Raw genomic sequence first — 20,660 nt, forward strand, 5'->3', positions numbered from 1 at the left:
GGGGAATCGTGGGGGGTCTCATCGACGAGTGCGACCGGGAGCGTCGCATCGTGCTCGAGGCGCGCTGGCTGATGGTCGCGGTGGTGGTGGCACTGTTGGGCGTCTTCCTGACCGGACCGTTGGGTGTCGTCTGGCTGGTGAACGGCAACGGCCTCGGCTGGATTCTGGTTGCGGCCGCGCTGCTGCTGGCCGTATCCGCTGTGCTGCTGTTCACCGGCAGCCGCGCGCTGGTGCCGTCCGACGGTTACCGGATCGAAGCGGACGCTTCGCAGCAGCCCGACCCGGACGGGACGCCGATCTGGGCGCGGAAAGAACTGGGGTGGACGGCGAAGGCTTTCCGGCTGTGGGGGTGACCGCGGCCATCGGCCGGCGGATGGCCGCAGCGGCAGCTCTCGCCGTCCTCGCGCTGCCCCTGCTGGGCTGCAAGGAACAGCCGGACCTTTCGCGTGCGAGGTGCCTGCCGCCTCCGTTGCAGGTGGAACCGTCCGTCGTTTCGCCCGGTCAGGTGGTCACCGTGTCCAGTAGGGCCGCCGGCTGCGACCTCGGATATGCGCCGGACCGGATGTACAACGTCAGCCTGCTCCGCGCCGGCACGGGCTTGGCACCGGAATCCGTGGCGGTGAATCAGGACGGGTCGTTCTCGACGTCGGTGCTGGTCGCCAATACGTTCCCGTCCGGCGACGCGACCATCGTGGTGAAGGGCAGCCCGTACGACGACTGCGCCGACTCCACCTTCGGGTCCTGCGCCGGCTACACGGCAACCATCAGCGTGCGGTAGAGCCCATCACGTACGTCATTGCGCGCCGTGTGCGGATGCGGCAGGGTGTCCGTGTGGGACAGGGGATGCATCCGGCGGCGCTGCGCGCGGGAGCGGCGTTGGTCGTCATCGGCAGCACCCTGCTCGTGGGGTGCACCGCGATGGAGACGACGGCCCACCCGGCGCACACGGCGAAGGCCGTGGTCGGCAGTCACCAGACGGCGGTGCCGGAGTCGACTCCGGCCACCGAGACGCCGTTCGCTGACGAGTTCGAGTACCTCCCCCCGGCAGGAACCGTCATGGGTTCGGGGACGCTCCGCGACGTCGATGGGCACGCCACCGGCGATGTCACGGTCGGTGTCGCACCGGACCTCCGATTCCAGGTCGCGATCGACGGCTTCAGCACGACGAGCGGCCCCGGCCTGACGGTGGCCCTCAGCGTTGACCGCTTCGGATCGACGACGGGGGAGCCCACCGTCCCGGCGCGCGACGATCCCGTCGGCGAGATCGAGACCACCAGCGGCAACCCTGTGCTCCCCTTCCCCTCCGCCGGCCGGCGGGATCGCGGCGACCTGTCGTACTTCAACAGCGTCGGGTGAGCGACGGGAAGGTGTACGCGGCGGCACCGATCACGTGGAGCATTCCCGACTTCTTTCCGGGGCTCACCCTGAAGGACTCCGGTCCCCGACCGTTCGCACGCGGCACGGTGACGTCCTTCGGCAGCGAGCTCGCCAGCTACGCGGTGTGGGGCAACGACAACTCCCAGGCCGTGGCCGCCCGTTTCGGGATCACCCTGGATCAGCTGTTCTACCTCAACCCGCAGCTGCGGCGCGGCGACACGACGCTGCTCCGCGACACCACCCTCAACCTGAGCGTCGCCTACCGCTGACGCCTGGTCAGCATCCCTCGCCGCCTCAGGCGCTCTTCGGCGGCTTGGGCGGGTTCTTGTTCACCTTTCCGTCCGTCGGTGCGGGCAGCGCCGACCCGTCGAGGGTGACCAGTGCCGGGAGGGGAGTGTTCAGCGGTCCGCGCCAGGGCTTCGGTGCGACCGGCTTCGGGGTCGGCGACGGGGGCGTCGGCTGGACCACGCTCGAGCCAGCGGCCGGGGGGACCGGGCGGTTCAGCGACGGGTCGACCAGGTGCGCGAGGGAGGGTGCCTCGTCCACACGGCTCACGCCGAGCTTCGGCAGTCCCAGCAGATCGATGATCGTCTTCGGGATGGACGCGTGCGAGTGCCATTCCGGGTCGATCGCCTGCACTACGCGGCCGCCGAACATCAGCAGGGGGATGCGGGAGCCGCCGATGATCTGGAAACCGTCCGGGTGCAGCGCGTCCGGAGCGGTCTCGATGTCCGGCGTGGGCACCGAGTCCGCGTAGCCTCCCCAGTCGTCCCAGGTGAGGATGAAAACGGTGTCCTCCCAGCCGCCGCCGTCGATGACCGCCTGCACCCGCTGCCACACCAGGTCCTGACCTTTGGTGATGTAGTCGGGCGCGCTGACCGCAGGGGGATGCTCGTCATATCCCGACGGCGACCAGACGTAGCAGACCTGGGGGAGCGTCCCCGCCTTCGCCATCGGGATGAACTCGTTCGGCCGCAGCACATTCTCGTTGCCCGGCGCTTGCGTCAGCGAGGTGTAGAACTTGGTCGGGTAGCCGCTCTGGTCGGGGAACGCCGCCCACGAGACCTTCGCCGACTCGGCCAGGCTGAAGATCGACGGCAGGTTCCAGACCGGGTGCGGCCCGACGAACGGCGGGTTCTTCAGCGTCGGCATCTGGCCGCCGATCGCCAGCATGTGACCCGGCGTCGAGTTGGACCCCGAACCGAAGTGGTGGTCGCTGAACACGAACTGCTTCGCCAGCCAGCTGTAGAAGGGGATGACGGTGTCGTTGTCGACCTGGGCGACCTCGGCCGGGTAGTCGCCGAGCGCGTAGTGCACCCAGGCGTTGCGGTCGTGCGGCTGGTCGAAGTTCGGCGGGGCGGAGAGGAGCTTGCCGGAGTTCTTCACCGCCGCTCCCCACGACGCCATGGTCGGGAAGTAGAAGTCGGTGGTCTTGTTCTCCTGGATGAACACGATCACCCGTTGTGTCGACGCCATTCGCATCCTCGCTTGTCCTCACCGTGCCCTGTCCGTAAGGCAAGCACGAGAGCGCGGGATGCGGCAGCCCCCGCTCGGTGAATTTCCGCGTGTTCGGTCAGGCGGCCACCGCATCCGGATGCCGACTCCGGCGCCGATGCAGCCGGTACTCCCGCACCGTGAGCACGACGATGAAGATGTCGAACGCGGTCAGGGCGGCCAGGCCCCAGGTGAAGTGGACGACCAGTTCGTAGCTCTGGTAGCCGATGAAGGCGACCAGGAACCCGATCAGCCACGGGTAGGCCCACAGCTTGTCACGCAGCACGGCGACCACCAGGATCACCTTCACGATCCCGTGCGCCAGCAGGTAGATGGCGCCGAACAGTGTCGTCGAGACGCTCAGACCGCCCGCGTAGTTCACCAGCGCGTTCGCGATCGGGTCGTGCGGGTCCTCGTGGAGTTCGTGGCGGGTGAGCGCCCGGGTGACCGCCTCGAGCTGGGCCGGGCTGACGACGAGCAGCGCGAAGCCGGCGACCAGTTCGACGGCTCCGTCGAGCCCTTTGAGGACCAGGCTGACGAAGAACGTCCGGTCCAGGAGGCTCCGGCGGTTCGCGCTCACGCCGAACACGGTACGCGCGAATCGGCGGGCTGATCGTTGTGCATTTCTTTAGCTACAGCTAAACTTTGGCCATGTCTAATCTCATCCAGGCGACTCGGCAGGAGTTGGGTATCTCCGGTGCCGAACTCGCGCGACGTCTCGGTGTCACCCCTGGGGCGGTATCGCAACTGGAGAGATCGGAACGGGAGGGGACGATCCGAGTCGAATCTCTCGAGCGTGCTCTCGCCGGGATGGGAAGCAAGCTCGGCTATTCGGTGATCCAGGAAGGGCCACTCGCGCGATACAGTGCCGAGGCCGTGACCGACGAGATCAACGCTGCACTCGACTCCGGCAGCGAGGCTTACGCGTTCCGCGTTCTTACGCGTGCCGCACAAGTCCTCCGGGAGCGCGGCGACGAGTTCGGCGAACGCGAGCTGTCCCGTTCGTCGGTGATCAGAGATCGAAAGTGGGAGACGCTGTTCGCGGCCGTATACGGGCAGGCCATTCCCCGCAAAGACAAGCCGTCGTGGGCGGTACCGCGGAAGCTTCCACGCCCCTGGTTCGTCTCCCAGTTCGAGCCGCTCCGAGAGCGGGCGAAGACGACGACGCCTCGTGAGTTGAGAGATCTCAACATCTTCATCGATGAGCGATCGCTGGCGCGCGTGTGAGCCGGCGTCCGCGGCAACGCGCGTGGAGCCTCCTGGCTGCAGGTCGACCCGCCGTCACCTGATGTGGACGACTTTCAGGTCATCGTCGCATCGGCGTAGCAGCTCATAGCGATGAAGCTGGCGGCCGCTCGGGAGCAGGATCTTCACGACCTGCGTGTCCTCGCTCGGCACGCCGGGATCACGGATCCGCAACGACTCGTGGACATTGCGTACGAGGTCTATGGCGAAGACTCGGTCGAGCTCCCGGATTCGCGGGCGTCGTACCTCTGGCTTGCGGAAGCCGTGCTCGCTGCCCGATGACGGGCGGTTTGGCCAAGCGGACGGCGGCGCTGGCCGTATCCCGCAGCCGACTAGAGTTGGAGGGTTCTCTGACGACCCACGAAGAAGGAGTGGACAGGTGGCCGACGGCTTCGAGCTCTTCACCGACCGTTCCGTTGTCGCGATGCGCGTCAACGGCGAGCTGAAGGACCTCGCGACGACCGTCACGACCACGGACACCGTGGAACCGGTCACCATCGACTCGCCGGACGGCCTCAGCATCCTGCGCCACTCCACCGCTCACGTGCTCGCACAGGCCGTACAGGCCGTGAACCCGGAGGCGAAGCTGGGCATCGGGCCGCCCATCACCGACGGCTTCTACTACGACTTCGACGTGCTCGACTCGTTCACCCTGGAGGACCTGAAGGCACTCGAGAAGGAGATGTCGCGCATCCAGCGGGCGGGCCAGCGGTTCGTCCGCCGCGTCGTCACCGACGAGGAGGCACGCGCCGAGCTCGCCGGCGAGCCCTACAAACTGGAGCTGATCGGCCTGAAGGGCGGCGCCCAGCACGGCGACACCGCCGCGTTCGACGAGAGCGAGAGCGTCGAGGTCGGCTCCGGCGAGCTGACCATCTACGACAACGTCGATCCGAAGTCCGGAGAGACCGTGTGGAAGGACCTCTGCCGGGGTCCGCACCTGCCGAACACCCGCATGATCGGCAACGGCTGGGCCCTCACCCGCGTCGCCGCCGCCTACTGGCGCGGCAACGAGAAGAACAAGCAGCTGCAGCGCATCTACGGGACGGCGTGGCCCAGTAAAGAGGAGCTGCGCGCGTACCAGACGCGCATGGAGGAGGCCGCCAAGCGCGACCACCGCAAGCTCGGCGCCGAAATGGACCTCTTCTCCTTCCCCGACGAGATCGGCTCGGGCCTGGCGGTGTTCCACCCCAAGGGCGGGATCATCCGCAACGAGATCGAGAACTACATGCGCGAGCGTCTGATCGCGAACGACTACGAACTCGTGAACACGCCGCACATCACCAAGGCGCACCTGTACGAGATCAGTCAGCACCTCAACTGGTACAAGGACGGCATGTTCCCGCCCATGCACTTGGACGAGGAGCGTGACGCCGACGGCAACATCACCCGCCAGGGGCAGGACTACTACCTCAAGCCGATGAACTGCCCGATGCACAACCTGATCTTCCGGGCACGCGGCCGCAGCTACCGCGAGCTGCCGCTGCGCCTGGCCGAGTTCGGGACGGTGTACCGCTACGAGAAGTCGGGCACGCTGGCCGGTCTGACCCGAGTCCGCGGTCTGACCCAGGACGACGCGCACATCTACGTCACCGACGAGCAGATCAAGGACGAGGTGGCGCGCCAGCTCGAGTTCGTGCTGGAGACGCTGCGCGGCTACGGCCTCACCGACTTCTACCTCGAACTGTCGACGAAGGACCCGGACAAGTACGTCGGAAGCGACGAGAGCTGGGAGACCGCGACCGAGACCCTGCGCGAGGTCGCGATCGAGTCCGGCCTGGAGCTCGTGGACGACCCGGGCGGGGCCGCCTTCTACGGCCCGAAGATCTCGGTGCAGGCACGCGACGCGATCGGCCGCACCTGGCAGCTCTCCACCGTCCAGCTCGACTTCAACCAGCCGGAGCTGTTCGAGCTGGAGTACAACGCCGCCGACGGCACGCGCAAGCAGCCGGCGATGATCCACCGGGCACTGCTCGGCTCCATCGAACGGTTCTTCGCAATCCTGCTGGAGCACTACGCGGGAGCGTTCCCGGTCTGGCTGTCTCCGGTCCAGGTGGTAGGCATCCCGGTGGCCGACCAGTACGCGCCGTTCCTCGACGACGTGATCTCGCGTCTTCGCGCCCGCGGCGTGCGCGCCGAGGTCGACCACTCGGACGACCGGATGCAGAAGAAGATCCGCACGCACACCAAGGCCAAGGTGCCCTTCCAGCTGATCGTCGGCGAGGAGGACGCGTCGGCGGGAACGGTGAGCTTCCGCTTCCGCGACGGTACCCAGCGCAACGGCGTGACCGTGGACGAGGCGATCGAGCGGATCGTCGAGAGCATTCGCAGCCACGAGCTGGTCGACACGGCATGGCACGACTGAACCTCGACTCGTACGGGGGCGGGTCGCAGGACGGCGCGTCGCAGGACGGCGCGTCGCAGGACGGCGTCCGCATCGACGACCCGTCGTACCTGGTCGGTGTGCCCGACGAGTTCCAGCGACTGTGGACTCCGCACCGGATGGTGTACATCCAGAACGGTCAGCAGCCCGGGAAAGACGACTGCCCGTTCTGCGTCGCACCGACGATGAGCGACGAGGATGCCCTGATCGTTGCTCGCGGGACGCACGCGTACGCGCTGCTCAACCTGTTCCCGTACAACAGCGGTCACCTGCTGGTCTGCCCGTACCGCCACATCGCCCTGTACGACGAGGCGACGCCGGAGGAGGTGGCCGAGATCGGCAGCCTCACCCAGACCGCGATGCGCGTCATCCGCGAGGTCTCGAAGAACGACGGGTTCAACCTCGGCATGAACCAGGGCGTCATCGCAGGGGCAGGCATCGCCGCGCACCTGCACCAGCACGTCGTGCCGCGGTGGGCTCAGGATGCGAACTTCCTGCCGATCATCGCCAAGACGAAGGCGCTGCCCCAGCTGCTCGGCGAGGTCCGTGCCGCCATCGCCGAAGCCTGGCCGACTCCGTAATGATCGCTTCCTCGGTTAATCCGGGGACACGCCGACCGATCGCGGATTAAGCGAGGACGCGTTGGTGGGGGCGCGGAGGGAGTGCGGGGTCAGCGGAGCTGGCGGACGGGGAACTGCTCGCGGGGGTGCGCGTACGACTCCTGCGACTCGACGAGCTGCAGCTCGCGTTCGCCCGATTCGAGCGTGCGGGTGAGCAGGTCGAAGACGCTGGAGACGGTCTTCCGGAGCGCGAGCTCCGCGTCGCCGGTGCGGACGTAGTGCGCGGTGAACAGCGCGGCCGTGACGTCTCCCGAGCCGTTCGCCTTCATCGGCAGCCGAGGAGTCTGCACGATCCAGGCGCCGGCGTCGTCGACGGCCAGCATCTCGATCGTGTCGTCGGGGGCGTCGGGACGCTCGACACTGGTCACGAGGACGGTGCTCGGCCCCATCGCGCGGGCCGCATCCACCGACTCCAAGGTCGACTCGAGAGTGTCGGGGGAGGTGTCGGTCAGGAAGCCGAGCTCGAACTGGTTCGGCGTGATGATGTCGGCGACCGGGACTACGCGCTCACGCAGCAGCACCGGGATCGCCGGCGCGACGAAGCAGCCGGACTTCGCGTTGCCCATCACCGGGTCGCAGGCGTACACGGCGTGCGGGTTGGCGGCCTTCACGCGCGCGACGGCGTCGATGATGACGTCACCGATACCCTCGCCGCCCTGGTAGCCGGAGAGGACCGCATCCACCTGGCCGAGCACGCCGCGCTCCTCGATGCCGGTGATCACGTCACGGACGTCGTCGGGGGAGATCAGCGGACCGCGCCAGGCGCCGTAGCCGGTGTGGTTGGAGAAGTTCACCGTGTAGACCGGGAGCACCTCGACGCCGATGCGCTGGAGCGGGAAGACGGCGGCGGAGTTGCCGACGTGACCGTAAGCGACCGCGGACTGGATCGAGAGGATCTTCATCCTTCGATCCTCTCATCCTGGCCCACGCTCACTTCACGGCGTCGGCCAGATCGTCGAGGAGCCGCTCGGTCTCGTCCTCGGTCAGGTCGTGGACCGTCAGCCGCAGGTGGTGCGACGGGGCGGGATGCTCGCCCAGCAGGAACTCGTCGCCGGTGCGGGCCAGCCAGCCGCGTCGCATCAGACGGTCGGCGACGACCCGTGCCTCGACGGGGAGGTCGACCCACAGGTTGAGCCCGTCGCCAGCCTCCGTCGGGAGCCCGCGCTCGGTCAGCCGGGCCGCGAAGGCAGCGTTGCGTTCGGCATAGTGACGGCCGGCGGCGGCCACCTCGCTCAGCGCCGACTCGTCCGTGAGCTGCGCCAGCACGAGGCGCTGCAGGATGTGGCTCACCCAGGTGGTCCCCGGGCTGAGCCGGAAGGAGAGCCGCTCGGCCGTCTCCGGGTCGGTCGCCGCGACGGCGAGGCACATGTCCGGGCCGAGCGACTTGGACACCGACCGCACGAGCGCGTAGCGGCGGTGGTCCGGGCCGATCAGCGTCTCGTACGGGCGCTGCGAGAGCATCGAGAAGTGGTCGTCCTCGATGACGAGCACGTAGGGATGGTCGGCCAGCACCGCGCGCAGGGCCGCGGCGCGGGCAGGCGAGAGGGTGGCCCCGGTCGGGTTCTGGGCACGGGGCGTGCAGATGATCGCGCGGACGCCCGCGTCCAGCGCAGCGCGCAGGCCGTCGACGGTCATGCCCTCGGCATCCACCGGTACCGGGATGGCGCGGTAGCCGCCCAGCCGGACGGTGTGGATGCTTGCCAGGAAGCACGGGTCCTCGAGCGCGACCGCGTCGTCGCGGAGCAGCGCCTGCGCGAGCAGCCGCTCGACCGCGTCCACCGCTCCGTTCGTGACGGTGATCCGGATGGGACGGTCCGGGAGGGCGTCGCCGACCCAGGCGAGCGCGCGCTCTTCCAGGGCCGGGTCGATCACGGGCTCGCCGTAGAGCACGGGCCGCCCGACCGCTCGGGCCAGTGCGGATGTCAGGTCGGGGATGCGGCCGGGGTCCGGGTTGCCGGTGCCGATGTCGCGCAGCACGCTGTCGGGGGCGTAGCCCTCCTGAGCGACAGCCGCGACGCCGGCGACGACGGTGCCCGCGCGACCGCGGGCCGTGACCACGCCGGCCTGGGCGAGGAGTCGGTAGGCGGCGACCGCCGTGTTGCGGTTCACCCCGAGCTGGGCGGCGAGTTCGCGGACCGGGGGGAGGGGGTCGCCGGTGCGGAGTGCTCCGCGCTCGTGCAGCGCCCGCACGCTCGCCGCGATCTCGGACGCTGTCGCGCCAGTGATGATCTGCTGGTCCATGTCCCTCCCGACGCCTGCGAGTCTAACCACAGGGGACGAGGATGCTATCGTTCGGCATAGGCCAAAACTATTTTTGTACCGCACGAGTATGCACGAGAGGGCGACCATGACTGACAGCGAACAGGGCACCGCAATCGGATCGAGCCGGGTCAAGCGCGGCCTCGCCGAAATGCTGAAGGGCGGCGTCATCATGGACGTCGTCACGCCGCAGCAAGCGCGCATCGCCGAAGACGCCGGAGCCGTCGCCGTGATGGCGCTGGAGCGCGTTCCGGCCGACATCCGGTCACAGGGCGGCGTCGCGCGGATGAGCGACCCCGACCTCATCGAGGCGATCATCGCCGAGGTCTCGATCCCGGTCATGGCGAAGGCCCGCATCGGCCACTTCGTCGAGGCGCAGGTGCTGCAGGCTCTCGACGTCGACTACATCGACGAGTCGGAGGTGCTGTCGCCCGCCGACTACGTCAACCACATCGACAAGTGGAACTTCACCGTCCCGTTCGTCTGCGGCGCCACCAACCTCGGTGAGGCGCTCCGCCGCATCAACGAGGGCGCGGCGATGATCCGTTCCAAGGGCGAGGCGGGCACCGGCGACGTGTCGGAGGCGACTAAGCACATCCGCAAGATCACCTCGGAGATCAAGGCGCTGAGTTCGATGACCAAGGACGAGCTGTACGTCGCGGCCAAGGAGCTGCAGGCGCCGTACGAACTGGTCCGCGAGATCGCCGACACCGGCAAGCTCCCCGTCGTGCTGTTCACCGCGGGCGGCGTGGCCACCCCGGCCGACGCCGCGATGATGATGCAGCTGGGCGCGGACGGCGTCTTCGTCGGCTCCGGCATCTTCAAGTCGGGCAACCCGGAGCAGCGCGCGGCCGCGATCGTCAAGGCGACCACGTTCTACGACGACCCGTCGGTCATCGCGGAGGTGTCGCGCGGCCTCGGCGAGGCCATGGTCGGCATCAACGTGTCCGACCTCCCGGCGCCGCACCGCCTGGCCGAGCGTGGCTGGTAACGGACCGAAAGTCGGCGTCCTCGCCCTGCAGGGAGACTTCCGCGAGCACCTCGCGGTCCTCCGCGGGCTGGGCGCCGACGCCGTTCCGGTGCGCAGGGCCGCCGAGCTCGACGAGATCGGCGGCCTGGTCATCCCGGGCGGCGAGTCGAGCGTCATGGACAAGCTGTCCCGCGCGTTCGGGCTGGCCGAGCCGCTGCGCGCTGCGATCTCCGACGGCCTGCCCGTCTACGGGACCTGCGCCGGCCTGATCATGCTCGCCGACCGCGTCCTGGACGGGATCGCCGGTCAGCAGACCCTCGGCGGTCTGGATGTGGCGGTGCGGCGCAATGCGTTCGGCTCGCAGGTGGACTCCTTCGAGACCGACCTGGACATTCCGGCCGTCGGCGAGCAGCCGATGCACGCGGTATTCATCCGTGCGCCCATCGTCGAGAGCGTCGGTGAGAACGCGACGGCGCTTGCGCAGGTCGCCGACGGCCGCGTGGTCGCGGTCGAGCAGGGCAACCTCCTGGGCACGTCGTTCCACCCGGAGATCACCGGCGACACGCGATTCCACGAGTACTTCCTCCAGAAGGTGGCCGACGCGCAGAGGGTCGGGGACGACGCTCGCGTACAATGGACGAGTTTTCAGGCGTAAGACGAGGGAGCACCAGTGTCCGGGCATTCCAAGTGGGCGACGACCAAGCACAAGAAGGCGGTGATCGACTCCCGCCGCGCGAAGTCCTTCGCCAAGCTCATCAAGAACATCGAGGTCGCGGCGAAGACCGGCGGCGCCGACATGTCCGGCAACCCGACGCTCGTCGACGCGGTGCAGAAGGCCAAGAAGACCTCCGTCCCGAATGACAACATCGACCGGGCCATCAAGCGCGGCGCGGGGCTCAGCGGCGAGTCGATCGACTACACGACGATCATGTACGAGGGCTACGGCCCCGGCGGAGTCGCCCTGCTGATCGAGTGCCTCACCGAGAACAAGAACCGCGCGGCCGCCGAGGTCCGCACCGCGATGACCCGCAACGGCGGCACCATGGCCGACCCGGGCAGCGTTGCCTACAACTTCCACCGCAAGGGCGTCATCGTTGTTCCGCACGCCGACGGGGTGGATGAGGACACCGTCCTCGCCGCCGTGCTCGACGCCGGCGCCGAAGACGTCACGGACCGCGGTGAGAGCTTCGAGGTGGTGACCGAGGCGTCCGACCTGGTCGCCGCGCGCACCGCGCTGCAGGAGGCCGGGATCGACTACGACTCGGCCGACGCCGAGTTCGTCGCAACGGTCAACGTCGACGCCGATGCCGAGGTCGCCCGCAAGGTGTTCCGCCTGATCGACGCGCTCGAAGACTCGGACGACGTGCAGAACGTCTACACCAACCTCGATATCAGCCCCGAGGTGCAGGCGCAGCTCGACGACGACGAGTAGGTCGCGACCGTGACGATCCGGGTGCTCGGCATCGACCCGGGTCTGACGCGCTGCGGCGTCGGGATCGTGGATGTGCGTCCCGACCGCCGGGCGACACTCGTCGAGGTCACCGTCATCCGGACGCCTCCGGGCATGCCGCTCGAGGAGCGCCTCCTCGCCGTCGGGAACGGGATCGAGGAGCTGCTGGAACGGCACCGGCCCGCAGCAGTGGCGATCGAGCGCGTCTTCGCGCAGCACAACCTCCGCACGGTGATGGGCACCGCGCAGGTGAGCGGAGTCGCGCTCCACGCCGCCGCCAAGCGTGGCCTGCCGGTCGGCTTGCACACGCCGAGCGAGGTGAAAGCCGCCGTCACGGGCTACGGCTCGGCCGACAAGAAGCAGGTGCAGGCGATGGTGGCCCGCATCCTCGGGCTCGCCGAGGCGCCGAAGCCCGCGGATGCGGCGGACGCTCTCGCGATCGCGATCTGCCACGCCTGGCGGGGCGGCCCCGTCGCGCCGGACGCAGGCGGGGCGGGCACGGCGCTCACCCCTGCGCAGTCGGCGTGGCGCGCCGCAGAGCGCTCCGGCCGGGCGTCGGCGGCTCCCCGTAGGCTGGCACGGTGATCTCCTCCCTCCGCGGTACCGTGCTCTCGGCGAGCGGCGGCACCGCTGTCATCGAGGTGGGCGGCGTTGGCTTCGCCGTGCAGCTCACCCCGGACCACGTGCTGTCTCTCCGCGTCGGGGAGGAGGCGTTCGTCCACACTTCCCTGATCGTCCGCGAGGACGCGCTGCAGCTGTTCGGGTTCTTCGACCGCGAGCAGCTGGAAGTGTTCGATCTTCTGACCGGCGTCTCCGGGGTCGGGCCGAAGTCGGCGATCGGTGTGCTGTCCGTGCTCTCGCCGGACGACATCGCGTCCGCGGTCGCGGCCGACGACGACGCACCGTTCCGTAAGGTGTCCGGAATCGGGCCGAAGACGGCCAAGCTCATCGTCGTCTCGCTCACGGGGAAGCTCGCCGCTGTGCGCCGCCCCACGCCGGTGGCGAAGGCCGCGGGGGCGCCGTCCTCGGTCTCTGACAGCGTTCTCGTCGCCCTCGTCGGGCTCGGCTGGCCGGAGCGGACGGCAGCGGAGACCATCGCCGACGTCGTCGCCGACACCGCTGAGAAGGAGCGCGACAGCGTTCAGACGTTGCTGCGGCTGACCCTCGCGCGCCTCGGTCCGGCGCAGCAGGTGGCGCGATGAGCGACGACCTGACCACTCCCGACGTCGAGTCGGAGTCGGAGCTCGCCTTCGAGGGAGCCCTCCGACCGCGCAGTCTCGCCGAGTTCGTGGGGCAGGCCAAGGTCCGCGGCCAGCTGCAGCTGCTGCTGACCGCGGCGAGGATGCAGGAGCGGACGGCGGACCACATCCTGCTCGCCGGTCCTCCCGGCCTGGGGAAGACGACGCTCGCGATGATCGTCGCCCACGAGAGCGGGCGGCCGCTCCGGCTCTCCAGCGGGCCGGCGATCCAGCACGCGGGCGACCTCGCCGCACTGCTGTCGTCGCTCACTCCCGGAGAAGTGCTGTTCATCGACGAGATCCACCGGATGGCGCGCTCCGCCGAAGAGATGCTCTACCTCGCGATGGAAGACTTCCGGATCGACATCATGGTCGGCAAGGGAGCCGGCGCCACGTCCATCCCGCTCGACCTGGCCCCCTTCACCCTGGTCGGGGCGACGACACGTTCCGGGCTGCTGCCCAATCCACTTCGCGACCGCTTCGGGTTCACCGCTCACCTCGAGTTCTACGACGAGGCCGAGTTGACCCAGGTGCTCACCCGAGCGGCGACCATGCTCGAGTTCGACGTCGACCGGGAGGCGCTGGCCGAGATCGCCGGTCGCTGCCGGGGCACTCCGCGCATCGCCAACCGCCTCCTGCGCCGCGTGCGCGACTACGCACTGGTGCACGGCGGCCGTGCCGATGTGGATGCGGTACGCGCCGCCCTGGAGCTGTACGACGTCGACGCATTGGGCCTCGACCGGCTCGACCGCGCGGTGCTGCACATCATCCTGGAGCGCTTCGACGGGGGACCGGTGGGGCTCAACACGCTGGCGGTGTCCGTCGGAGAAGAAGCGGAGACGATCGAGTCGGTCGTCGAGCCGTTCCTCGTGCGCATCGGGCTGCTGACCAGGACCCCGCGCGGGCGCATGGCGACGGCTGCGGCGTGGCGCCACTTGGGGATCCCCAGCCGCAAGGTGGCTTCCTCCCAGCCTCCGACCCTCGTGGATGACATATAATCCAACCTGGCCGTTCGGCCAACCTCTTGCCCCCATTGAAAGGCTCGGCAAATCTCCATGGATCCGTTGACCATCGTGATGGTCGTCATTTTGGCGGCCCTCGTCTTCTTCATGTTCCGGAACAGCCGCAAGCGGCGCCGTGAGCAGGATGAGACCAAATCGAAGATGGTGCCGGGCGCCGAGGTGATGACCAACTTCGGCCTCTACGGCACACTCGTGTCTGTCGACGAGAACGACAACACCGCGCTCATCGAGACCAGCCCCGGCCACGTCGTCAAGGTGCACCGTCAGGTCCTCGCCCGCGTGGTCGAGCCCACGGTCGCCGAGCCCGCCACCGAGACCGACGACGAAGTCGCCGACGCCCCGGGCGTCGAGCTCAACCAGGACCACGCGATCTCCTCGGACTCCGACGCCGCTCAGCCCGAATACGGTGAGCGCCTCGACGAGTCCAAGAAGCGCGGCTCGCAGAGCGACGACTGACACATTCCCTGGGCTCCGGCGCCCGAGAGGCGCCGGAGCACTCGTAGAAAGCTGAGTACCTAGGTGGCAAAGTCGACCCCGGTCAAAAAAGCCTGGCGTTCGCTGACGTGGCTCGGCGTCCTGGTAGTGGTGCTGCTCGGCACCCTCACCGCGGGCGTCCTGTTCTCCAACGCGACGTGGCTGCCCAAGCTCGCCCTCGACCTCGAGGGCGGCACCCAGATCATCCTCTCGCCTCAGGTGCAGAACGGTCAGTCGGTGCAGCAGGAGCAGCTCGACCAGGCGGTGTCGATCATCCGTCAGCGCATCGACGCGTCCGGCGTGTCCGAGGCGCAGATCTCCACCGAGGGCTCGCGCAACATCGTCGTCTCGCTGCCGGGCAAGCCCGACCAGGCGACGCTCGACCGCGTCAAGTCGAGCGCTCGGCTCGACTTCCGCCCGGTGCTCGTCGCCGGCGGCCCGACGAACGAGGTCGTGGGTGCGGACGGCAAGTCCACTCCCGCGCCGACCCCGGCACCCGGCCTGGAGTCGACGCCGTCCACGAAGCCGACGAACGGCAGCGACCTCGCCTGGGTGACGCCGCAACTGCAGGCGGAGTTCAACGCCTACGACTGCAAGGCGAACGCGAACAAGACCTCGAGTTCGGCTCCGACCGACAAGCCGCTCATCACCTGCGACGACCAGAACCAGGTCAAGTACCTGCTCGGTCCGGTCGAGGTGAAGGGTCAGGACATCAAGGATGCCAGCGCGGGACTCGTCCAGAGTTCGCAGGGCGTCACCACCGGTCAGTGGGCCGTGAACATCGTCTTCAACGACGCAGGCACCAAGTCCTTCTCCGACGTCACGACGCGCCTCGTCGCCCTGCAGGGCTCACAGAACCAGTTCGCCATCGTGCTCGACGGCAAGGTCATCTCGGCCCCGACGACGCAGGCTGCGATCACCGACGGCAAGCCGCAGATCACCGGTAACTTCACCGAGACCACGTCCAAGGCGCTGGCCGACCAGCTCAAGTTCGGCGCGCTGCCGTTCAGCTTCAAGGTGCAGAGCCAGGACACCATCTCGGCGACGCTCGGAACCGCTCAGCTCCTGAGCGGTCTGATCGCGGGTCTCATCGGCCTGATCCTGGTGGCCATCTACACGTTCTTCCAGTACAGACTGCTCGGCCTGGTCACGATGTTCTCGCTCGTCGTCGCGGGCGTCCTCACCTGGCTGACGATCTCGCTGCTGTCGTGGCACTACGACTACCGGCTCTCGCTGGCGGGCGTCGCCGGCCTGATCGTCGCGATCGGCTTCACAGCCGACTCGTTCATCGTCTACTTCGAGCGAATACGAGACGAACTGCGCGACGGACGCGGACTCGAATCCGCGGTCGAAGCCGGATGGAACCGGGCACGCCGGACCATCTACGCGTCGAAGGCGACCAACCTCCTCGCCGCAGTGGTGCTGTACGTGCTCGCGGCCGCCAACGTCCGCGGGTTCGCGTTCACCCTGGGTCTCACGACCATCATCGACGTCATCGTCGTGCTGCTCTTCACGCACCCGACTCTGCAGCTGCTCGCCCGCACCCGGTTCTTCAGCTCCGGGCACCCGCTGTCCGGTCTCGACCCGCAGGCGCTGGGCGCCGTGTATCGCGGTGCGGCGAAGTTCCGGGCTCCGACGGTCCCCGTCGGCGCCGGTACGGCCGCCCGCAGCAGCAAGGAGGCGGCACGCCGCCAGACGATCGCCGAGCGCAAGGCGGCCGAGCTCGCCGGGGCCTCGGCGTCCTCGGATCGCTCCACCGACGGGAAGGACTCCTGATGGCCAACCGTCTCGTGAAATTCGGTAACGACCTCTACACCGGGGCGCGCTCGATCGACTTCGTCGGCCGACGGAAGATCTGGTACTCCATCGCCGCCGTCATGGTGGTGCTCTCGATCCTGGTCCCGGTGATCAGGGGCGGGTTCAACTTCTCCATCGAGTTCCGCGGCGGCTCGCAGTTCCAGGTCAGCGACGTGTCGAGCACCGACACGACCAAGGCTCAGGCAGCGGTCACCAGTGTGGTGCCGGGCGCTGTCTCCCACGTGAGCGTGGTCGGCAACAACGCGGTGCGGGTGCAGACCGACCAGCTGTCCGAGTCGCAGACCCACGACGTCTCGGATGCGCTGGCGAGCGCGTACGGCGTCGACCCGTCGGAGGTCTCCGCGACGTTCATCGGACCGTCGTGGGGTGCGGATGTGACCCAGCAGTCCATCCAGGGCCTGGTGGTGTTCCTCCTGCTGGCGTTCATCGCGATGGCGCTGTACTTCCGTACCTGGAAGATGTCGGCGGCGGCGATCGTCTCGCTGTTCCACGACCTCATCATCACGGCGGGCGTGTATGCGCTCGTCGGATTCGAGGTGTCGCCTGCGACCATGATCGGCTTCCTGACCATCCTCGGCTACTCGCTCTACGACACGGTCGTGGTCTTCGACAAGATCCGCGAGAACACCAAGGAAGAGCTGGAGCTCACCCGCAGGACCTTCGCTGAATCGGTGAACCTGGCGGTCAACCAGACCCTGGTCCGGTCGATCAACACGGCGGTCGTTGCTGTGCTGCCTGTCGCGTCCATCCTCTTCATCGGTGCCTACGCTCTCGGTGCGGCGACGCTGCGCGACATCTCGCTCGCGCTGCTGATCGGCATCATCGTCGGCACGTATTCGACGATCTTCCTTGCGGCCCCGATGTACTCGCAGTTCCGCGAGAAGGAACCGGCGATCCGCAAGCACGACCAGAAGGTGCGCTCCATCCGACCGAAGGCCGTCATCAAGACCGACGCCGTCACCACGGCCGCGGAGTAGCCCGGCCGGATGACAGACTCCGCCGCTTCCACAGGCTTCCTCGCCGTCGACGAGGTATCTGCTGCGCAGGCGCGCGAGCTGACCGACGCCGGCTCGGCGTGGCTGCTGGACGTCCGCGAGGGCTACGAGTGGGAGGCCGGGCACGCTCCGGACGCGCACCACATCCCGCTCGCGGAACTGGGGGCACGTCAGCACGAACTGCCGGAGGACCGGCAGATCCTCGTCGTCTGCCGCGGCGGTGGCCGGTCACGAATGGTGACGGACGCACTCAACGAAGCGAACTACCCGGCCGCCAACGTCGCGGGCGGGATGTTCGCCTGGCACGCGCTCGGAGCATCGGTCGAGCGCGACGACGGTACGCCAGGAGCGATCGTCTAGGTCTGACGGCGTTCACCGTGAAAGAACGGTGACCCGGAACGGCCATAATGGACGAAGGAGGCGCGCGAATGGTTGACACGACGACATCGCAGAGCGCATCCCTGCGCCGTCTCGTGCCGCGCATCTTCTCGCGGGCGCAGCCCTCCGGCGCGGTCGAGACCCTCATGCGCACGGTGCGGACGCACCACCCGAAGGCCGACCTGTCGCTGATCGAGCGCGCGTACACCGTCGCCGAGCAGGCCCACCGCGGCCAGAAGCGCCGCTCGGGCGAGCCGTACATCACGCATCCGGTCGCCGTGGCGCAGATCATCGCGGACCTCGGCATCGGGGCGAAGACGATCGCCGCGGCGCTGCTGCACGACACGGTGGAGGACACCGAGTACACGCTGGACGAGTTGCGCGACCAGTTCGGCGACGAGATCGCGATGCTCGTCGACGGTGTCACCAAGCTCGACAAGGTCAAGTACGGCGACAGTGCGCAAGCGGAGACCGTGCGCAAGATGATCGTCGCGATGTCGAAAGACATCCGCGTGCTCATCATCAAGCTCGCTGACCGCCTGCACAACGCTCGGACCTGGGGTTTCGTGCCGGCCGCGTCGGCCACACGCAAGGCGACAGAGACCCTCGAGATCTACGCGCCGCTGGCGCACCGCCTCGGCATCCAGGCGATCAAGTGGGAGCTGGAGGACCTCTCGTTCGCAGTCCTGTATCCGAAGCTGTACGCCGAGATCGAGAGCCTTGTGAAGCAGCGGACGCCGGAGCGCGAGCGTCTGGTGCAGCACGTCATCGATGCCATCAACGACGATCTGAAGTCCGCGAAGATCCGCGGCAAGGTCGTCGGCCGGCCGAAACAGTACTACTCGATCTACCAGAAGATGGTGGTGCGGGGCCGCGAGTTCGACGACATCTACGACCTCGTCGGCATCCGCGTGCTCGTGAACACTGTGCGCGACTGTTACGCCGTGCTCGGCCAGATCCACGCGCGCTGGACGCCGATGCCCGGCCGGTTCAAGGACTACATCGCGACGCCGAAGTTCAACCTGTACCAGTCGCTGCACACCACTGTGATCGGCCCGCAGGGTCGCCCCGTCGAGATCCAGATCCGTACGGAAGAGATGCACCAGCGGGCCGAGTTCGGTGTCGCTGCGCACTGGAAGTACAAGGAGCAGACGACCGGTAAGAGCGCGGGCGCACCCGGGCGGAATGACACCGACCTGGCCTGGCTCGCGCACATCTCGGACTGGCAGGCGGAGACCGCCGACCCGAGTGAGTTCCTCGACTCCCTGCGCTTCGAGATCGGCGCCAAAGAGGTCTACGTGTTCACGCCGAAGGGTCGCGTCATCGGCCTCCCGGCGGGGGCGACCCCGGTCGACTTCGCCTACGCCGTGCACACGGAGGTCGGCCACCGCACCATGGGCGCGAAGGTCAACGGGCGTCTCGTTCCGCTGGAGAGCAGCCTCAACACGGGCGATGTGGTGGAGATCTTCACCTCGAAGAACCCGGACTCCGGACCGAGCCAGGACTGGCTGAACTTCGTCAAGAGCCCCCGGGCGCGGAACAAGATCCGTCAGTGGTTCACGAAGGAGCGTCGCGACGAGGCGATCGAGCAGGGCAAGGACGCCATCGCTCGCGCGATGCGTAAGCAGAACCTGCCTCTGCAGAAGCTGATGACGCAGGATGCCCTCGTCGAGGTCGCCTCCTCGCTCAAGTACCCGGACGTCTCGGCGCTCTATGCGGCCATCGGTGAGGGCCACGTCTCCACGCAGTCGATGATCGAGAAGATCGTCGCGTCGCTGCAGACCGACGTCGAGTCGGACGGCGAGCTGGACATCCCGGTCAAGGGTCGACGCCAGCTGCGCAACAGCGACTCCGGCGTCCTCGTTCGCGGAGCCCCGGACATCCTGGTCAAGCTGGCCAAGTGCTGCACTCCCGTTCCCGGCGACCCGATCGTCGGCTTCATCACCCGCGGGCAAGGTGTCTCCGTGCACCAGGCGAACTGCCACAACGTGCAGTCGCTTCTGCAGGAGCCCGAACGGATGATCGAGGTGGAGTGGGCCCCGAGTTCGAAGAGCATCTTCCTCGTGCAGATCCAGGTGGAGGCGCTCGACCGCTCCGGCCTCCTCAGTGATGTGACGCGGGTGCTGTCCGAGCACCATGTGAACATCCTCTCCGCTACGGTCACGACCTCGAACGACCGGCTGGCCTTGAGTCGCTTCGTCTTCGAGATGGGCGACACCACCCACCTCGACCGCGTTCTCAACGCCGTGCGCCGCATCGACGGCGTCTACGACGTCTACCGCGTCAGCGGCGGCTGAGCCGGCGGCCGACCCGGCGGCTGACCCGGCGACGGCAGCGTGGCGCGGGCGACCGCGGGCACGCGACTGCGCGCCAGCGCGCATCCCATCCGGCGGCTCGCTCGTAGCCGCTGGTCGAACTCCGCCGGAGTGACGCCGGCCAGGGCGAGCAGATGCCGCACCTCCAGCGCGTTGGCAGAGTCGAACCGGCCGGGCATGCTGGCGAGGTCGACGGCGGTTCGGAGGGGTGTCGTCACCCGTGTCGGGCCCAGGAGGACCGCCTCCTCCGGTTTCAGAATGCGGTGACAGGCGTCGACCATGGGGGAGGAGACACGACCTCGCCGGTTCGGCGGCACGCAGACCTGCGGAACGGGTGGCGGGGACGCTCGGGTGCCGTGGATCCAGGCGGCCGAGCCGCGGTCAGCGACGGTCCACCCCGGCGCGGACAGGGCGAACGCGTGCGCGCGCAGCTCCGGACCGTCAGGTGTTTCCACCGTGGCGAAGGCGTCGCCCACCCGGTACAGGTGGCCGTCGAGGCAGAGGGCGAGCAGCTCCACCATGGGAAGCACGCTCGCATCGAGCAGAGGAGGCGATATCGAGGTCATGCCTCCAGCCTCGTCGGGCGCACCCGTCAAAGGTTCGGAGGAACCAAAACAGTGGAGAA

At 68.2% G+C, this 20,660-nt stretch carries 24 protein-coding genes; 19 read left to right on the forward strand and 5 right to left on the reverse strand.

From position 1 onward, the window contains the following. Positions 1-8 precede the first annotated feature (8 nt). The 4 genes from AB4079_RS04765 to AB4079_RS04780 are packed head-to-tail and all read left to right on the forward strand — an operon-like array spanning position 9 to position 1,646. The gene (locus AB4079_RS04765) at positions 9-353 is read left to right on the forward strand and encodes a hypothetical protein (protein ID WP_441786138.1); all 345 of its coding nucleotides are present in this window, start codon (positions 9-11) and stop codon (positions 351-353) included. Further along, positions 350-778 (forward strand): hypothetical protein, encoded by a 429-nt coding sequence (locus AB4079_RS04770; protein WP_441786139.1) that lies wholly within the window; start codon positions 350-352, stop codon positions 776-778. The genes AB4079_RS04765 and AB4079_RS04770 overlap by 4 nt, the downstream gene beginning before the upstream one ends. 53 nt (positions 779-831) lie before the next feature. After that, positions 832-1,356: a hypothetical protein gene (locus AB4079_RS04775; protein WP_441786140.1), complete on the forward strand. Its 525-nt coding sequence runs from the start codon at positions 832-834 to the stop codon at positions 1,354-1,356. Continuing rightward, on the forward strand, positions 1,353-1,646 hold the full coding sequence (locus AB4079_RS04780) for a hypothetical protein (RefSeq protein WP_441786141.1): 294 nt from the start codon (positions 1,353-1,355) through the stop codon (positions 1,644-1,646). Before AB4079_RS04775 ends, AB4079_RS04780 begins: the two co-directional genes overlap by 4 nt. A 25-nt stretch (positions 1,647-1,671) precedes the next feature. Here the strand turns inward: AB4079_RS04780 and AB4079_RS04785 are convergent, their stop codons facing one another. Next, complete coding sequence (locus tag AB4079_RS04785; protein ID WP_441786142.1) at positions 1,672-2,853, reverse strand: alkaline phosphatase family protein; 1,182 nt, start codon at positions 2,851-2,853, stop codon at positions 1,672-1,674. Between the two features lie 97 nt (positions 2,854-2,950). Beyond that, positions 2,951-3,451 (reverse strand): DUF2127 domain-containing protein, encoded by a 501-nt coding sequence (locus tag AB4079_RS04790; RefSeq protein WP_441786143.1) that lies wholly within the window; start codon positions 3,449-3,451, stop codon positions 2,951-2,953. A 71-nt stretch (positions 3,452-3,522) separates the two neighbouring features. Here AB4079_RS04790 and AB4079_RS04795 point away from each other — a divergent pair, with 71 nt between their 5' ends. The 4 genes from AB4079_RS04795 to AB4079_RS04810 all read left to right on the forward strand — a co-directional run bounded on the left by AB4079_RS04795 (position 3,523) and on the right by AB4079_RS04810 (position 7,077). Then, positions 3,523-4,098: a helix-turn-helix domain-containing protein gene (locus AB4079_RS04795; protein ID WP_441786144.1), complete on the forward strand. Its 576-nt coding sequence runs from the start codon at positions 3,523-3,525 to the stop codon at positions 4,096-4,098. 111 nt (positions 4,099-4,209) lie between these two features. After that, complete coding sequence (locus AB4079_RS04800; protein ID WP_441786145.1) at positions 4,210-4,398, forward strand: hypothetical protein; 189 nt, start codon at positions 4,210-4,212, stop codon at positions 4,396-4,398. A gap of 97 nt (positions 4,399-4,495) precedes the next feature. After that, positions 4,496-6,478, forward strand: coding sequence for a threonine--tRNA ligase (gene thrS / locus AB4079_RS04805; protein ID WP_441786146.1), 1,983 nt, complete (start codon positions 4,496-4,498; stop codon positions 6,476-6,478). Further along, positions 6,466-7,077: an HIT family protein gene (locus AB4079_RS04810; RefSeq protein WP_441786147.1), complete on the forward strand. Its 612-nt coding sequence runs from the start codon at positions 6,466-6,468 to the stop codon at positions 7,075-7,077. The genes thrS and AB4079_RS04810 overlap by 13 nt, the downstream gene beginning before the upstream one ends. An 89-nt stretch (positions 7,078-7,166) precedes the next feature. Here AB4079_RS04810 and pdxY read toward each other — a convergent pair whose 3' ends face one another. Then, the gene (gene pdxY, locus AB4079_RS04815; protein ID WP_441786148.1) at positions 7,167-8,018 is read right to left on the reverse strand and encodes a pyridoxal kinase PdxY; all 852 of its coding nucleotides are present in this window, start codon (positions 8,016-8,018) and stop codon (positions 7,167-7,169) included. A 28-nt stretch (positions 8,019-8,046) separates the two neighbouring features. Continuing rightward, the gene (locus AB4079_RS04820; protein WP_441786149.1) at positions 8,047-9,357 is read right to left on the reverse strand and encodes an aminotransferase class I/II-fold pyridoxal phosphate-dependent enzyme; all 1,311 of its coding nucleotides are present in this window, start codon (positions 9,355-9,357) and stop codon (positions 8,047-8,049) included. A 106-nt stretch (positions 9,358-9,463) separates the two neighbouring features. On the opposite strand from AB4079_RS04820, the gene pdxS reads away from it, so the two are divergent. From pdxS to AB4079_RS04875, 11 genes are all read left to right on the forward strand, one after another. After that, positions 9,464-10,366 (forward strand): pyridoxal 5'-phosphate synthase lyase subunit PdxS, encoded by a 903-nt coding sequence (gene pdxS / locus AB4079_RS04825; protein WP_441786150.1) that lies wholly within the window; start codon positions 9,464-9,466, stop codon positions 10,364-10,366. Beyond that, a complete protein-coding gene (pdxT, locus tag AB4079_RS04830; protein ID WP_441786151.1) occupies positions 10,356-11,000 on the forward strand; it encodes a pyridoxal 5'-phosphate synthase glutaminase subunit PdxT in 645 nt (214 codons plus the stop codon). Before pdxS ends, pdxT begins: the two co-directional genes overlap by 11 nt. Before the next feature lie 15 nt (positions 11,001-11,015). Further along, on the forward strand, positions 11,016-11,777 hold the full coding sequence (locus tag AB4079_RS04835) for a YebC/PmpR family DNA-binding transcriptional regulator (protein ID WP_441786152.1): 762 nt from the start codon (positions 11,016-11,018) through the stop codon (positions 11,775-11,777). A 15-nt stretch (positions 11,778-11,792) separates the two neighbouring features. After that, positions 11,793-12,380: a crossover junction endodeoxyribonuclease RuvC gene (gene ruvC / locus AB4079_RS04840; RefSeq protein ID WP_441786264.1), complete on the forward strand. Its 588-nt coding sequence runs from the start codon at positions 11,793-11,795 to the stop codon at positions 12,378-12,380. Further along, positions 12,377-12,997, forward strand: a complete 621-nt coding sequence (gene ruvA / locus AB4079_RS04845) for a Holliday junction branch migration protein RuvA (RefSeq protein WP_441786153.1) — start codon at positions 12,377-12,379, stop codon at positions 12,995-12,997. The genes ruvC and ruvA overlap by 4 nt, the downstream gene beginning before the upstream one ends. After that, positions 12,994-14,031, forward strand: a complete 1,038-nt coding sequence (ruvB, locus tag AB4079_RS04850; RefSeq protein WP_441786154.1) for a Holliday junction branch migration DNA helicase RuvB — start codon at positions 12,994-12,996, stop codon at positions 14,029-14,031. Before ruvA ends, ruvB begins: the two co-directional genes overlap by 4 nt. A 57-nt stretch (positions 14,032-14,088) precedes the next feature. Further along, positions 14,089-14,511, forward strand: coding sequence for a preprotein translocase subunit YajC (yajC, locus tag AB4079_RS04855; protein WP_441786155.1), 423 nt, complete (start codon positions 14,089-14,091; stop codon positions 14,509-14,511). A gap of 63 nt (positions 14,512-14,574) precedes the next feature. After that, positions 14,575-16,305, forward strand: a complete 1,731-nt coding sequence (gene secD / locus AB4079_RS04860; RefSeq protein ID WP_441786156.1) for a protein translocase subunit SecD — start codon at positions 14,575-14,577, stop codon at positions 16,303-16,305. Beyond that, positions 16,305-17,324, forward strand: coding sequence for a protein translocase subunit SecF (gene secF / locus AB4079_RS04865; RefSeq protein ID WP_441786157.1), 1,020 nt, complete (start codon positions 16,305-16,307; stop codon positions 17,322-17,324). Before secD ends, secF begins: the two co-directional genes overlap by 1 nt. A 9-nt stretch (positions 17,325-17,333) precedes the next feature. After that, positions 17,334-17,702 carry a rhodanese-like domain-containing protein gene (locus AB4079_RS04870; RefSeq protein ID WP_441786158.1) on the forward strand — a complete coding sequence of 123 codons (369 nt, stop codon included), beginning with the start codon at positions 17,334-17,336 and terminating at the stop codon, positions 17,700-17,702. Between the two features lie 68 nt (positions 17,703-17,770). Next, positions 17,771-20,017, forward strand: a complete 2,247-nt coding sequence (locus AB4079_RS04875) for a RelA/SpoT family protein (protein WP_441786159.1) — start codon at positions 17,771-17,773, stop codon at positions 20,015-20,017. Here AB4079_RS04875 and AB4079_RS04880 read toward each other — a convergent pair. Next, on the reverse strand, positions 19,996-20,601 hold the full coding sequence (locus AB4079_RS04880) for a type IV toxin-antitoxin system AbiEi family antitoxin (RefSeq protein ID WP_441786160.1): 606 nt from the start codon (positions 20,599-20,601) through the stop codon (positions 19,996-19,998). The two genes, AB4079_RS04875 and AB4079_RS04880, sit on opposite strands and share 22 nt — an antisense overlap. Between the last annotated feature and the right edge of the window lie 59 nt (positions 20,602-20,660).

The sequence above is a fragment of the Leifsonia sp. 2MCAF36 genome, from assembly GCF_052115525.1.
In the GTDB taxonomy this organism is placed as follows: domain Bacteria; phylum Actinomycetota; class Actinomycetes; order Actinomycetales; family Microbacteriaceae; genus Leifsonia.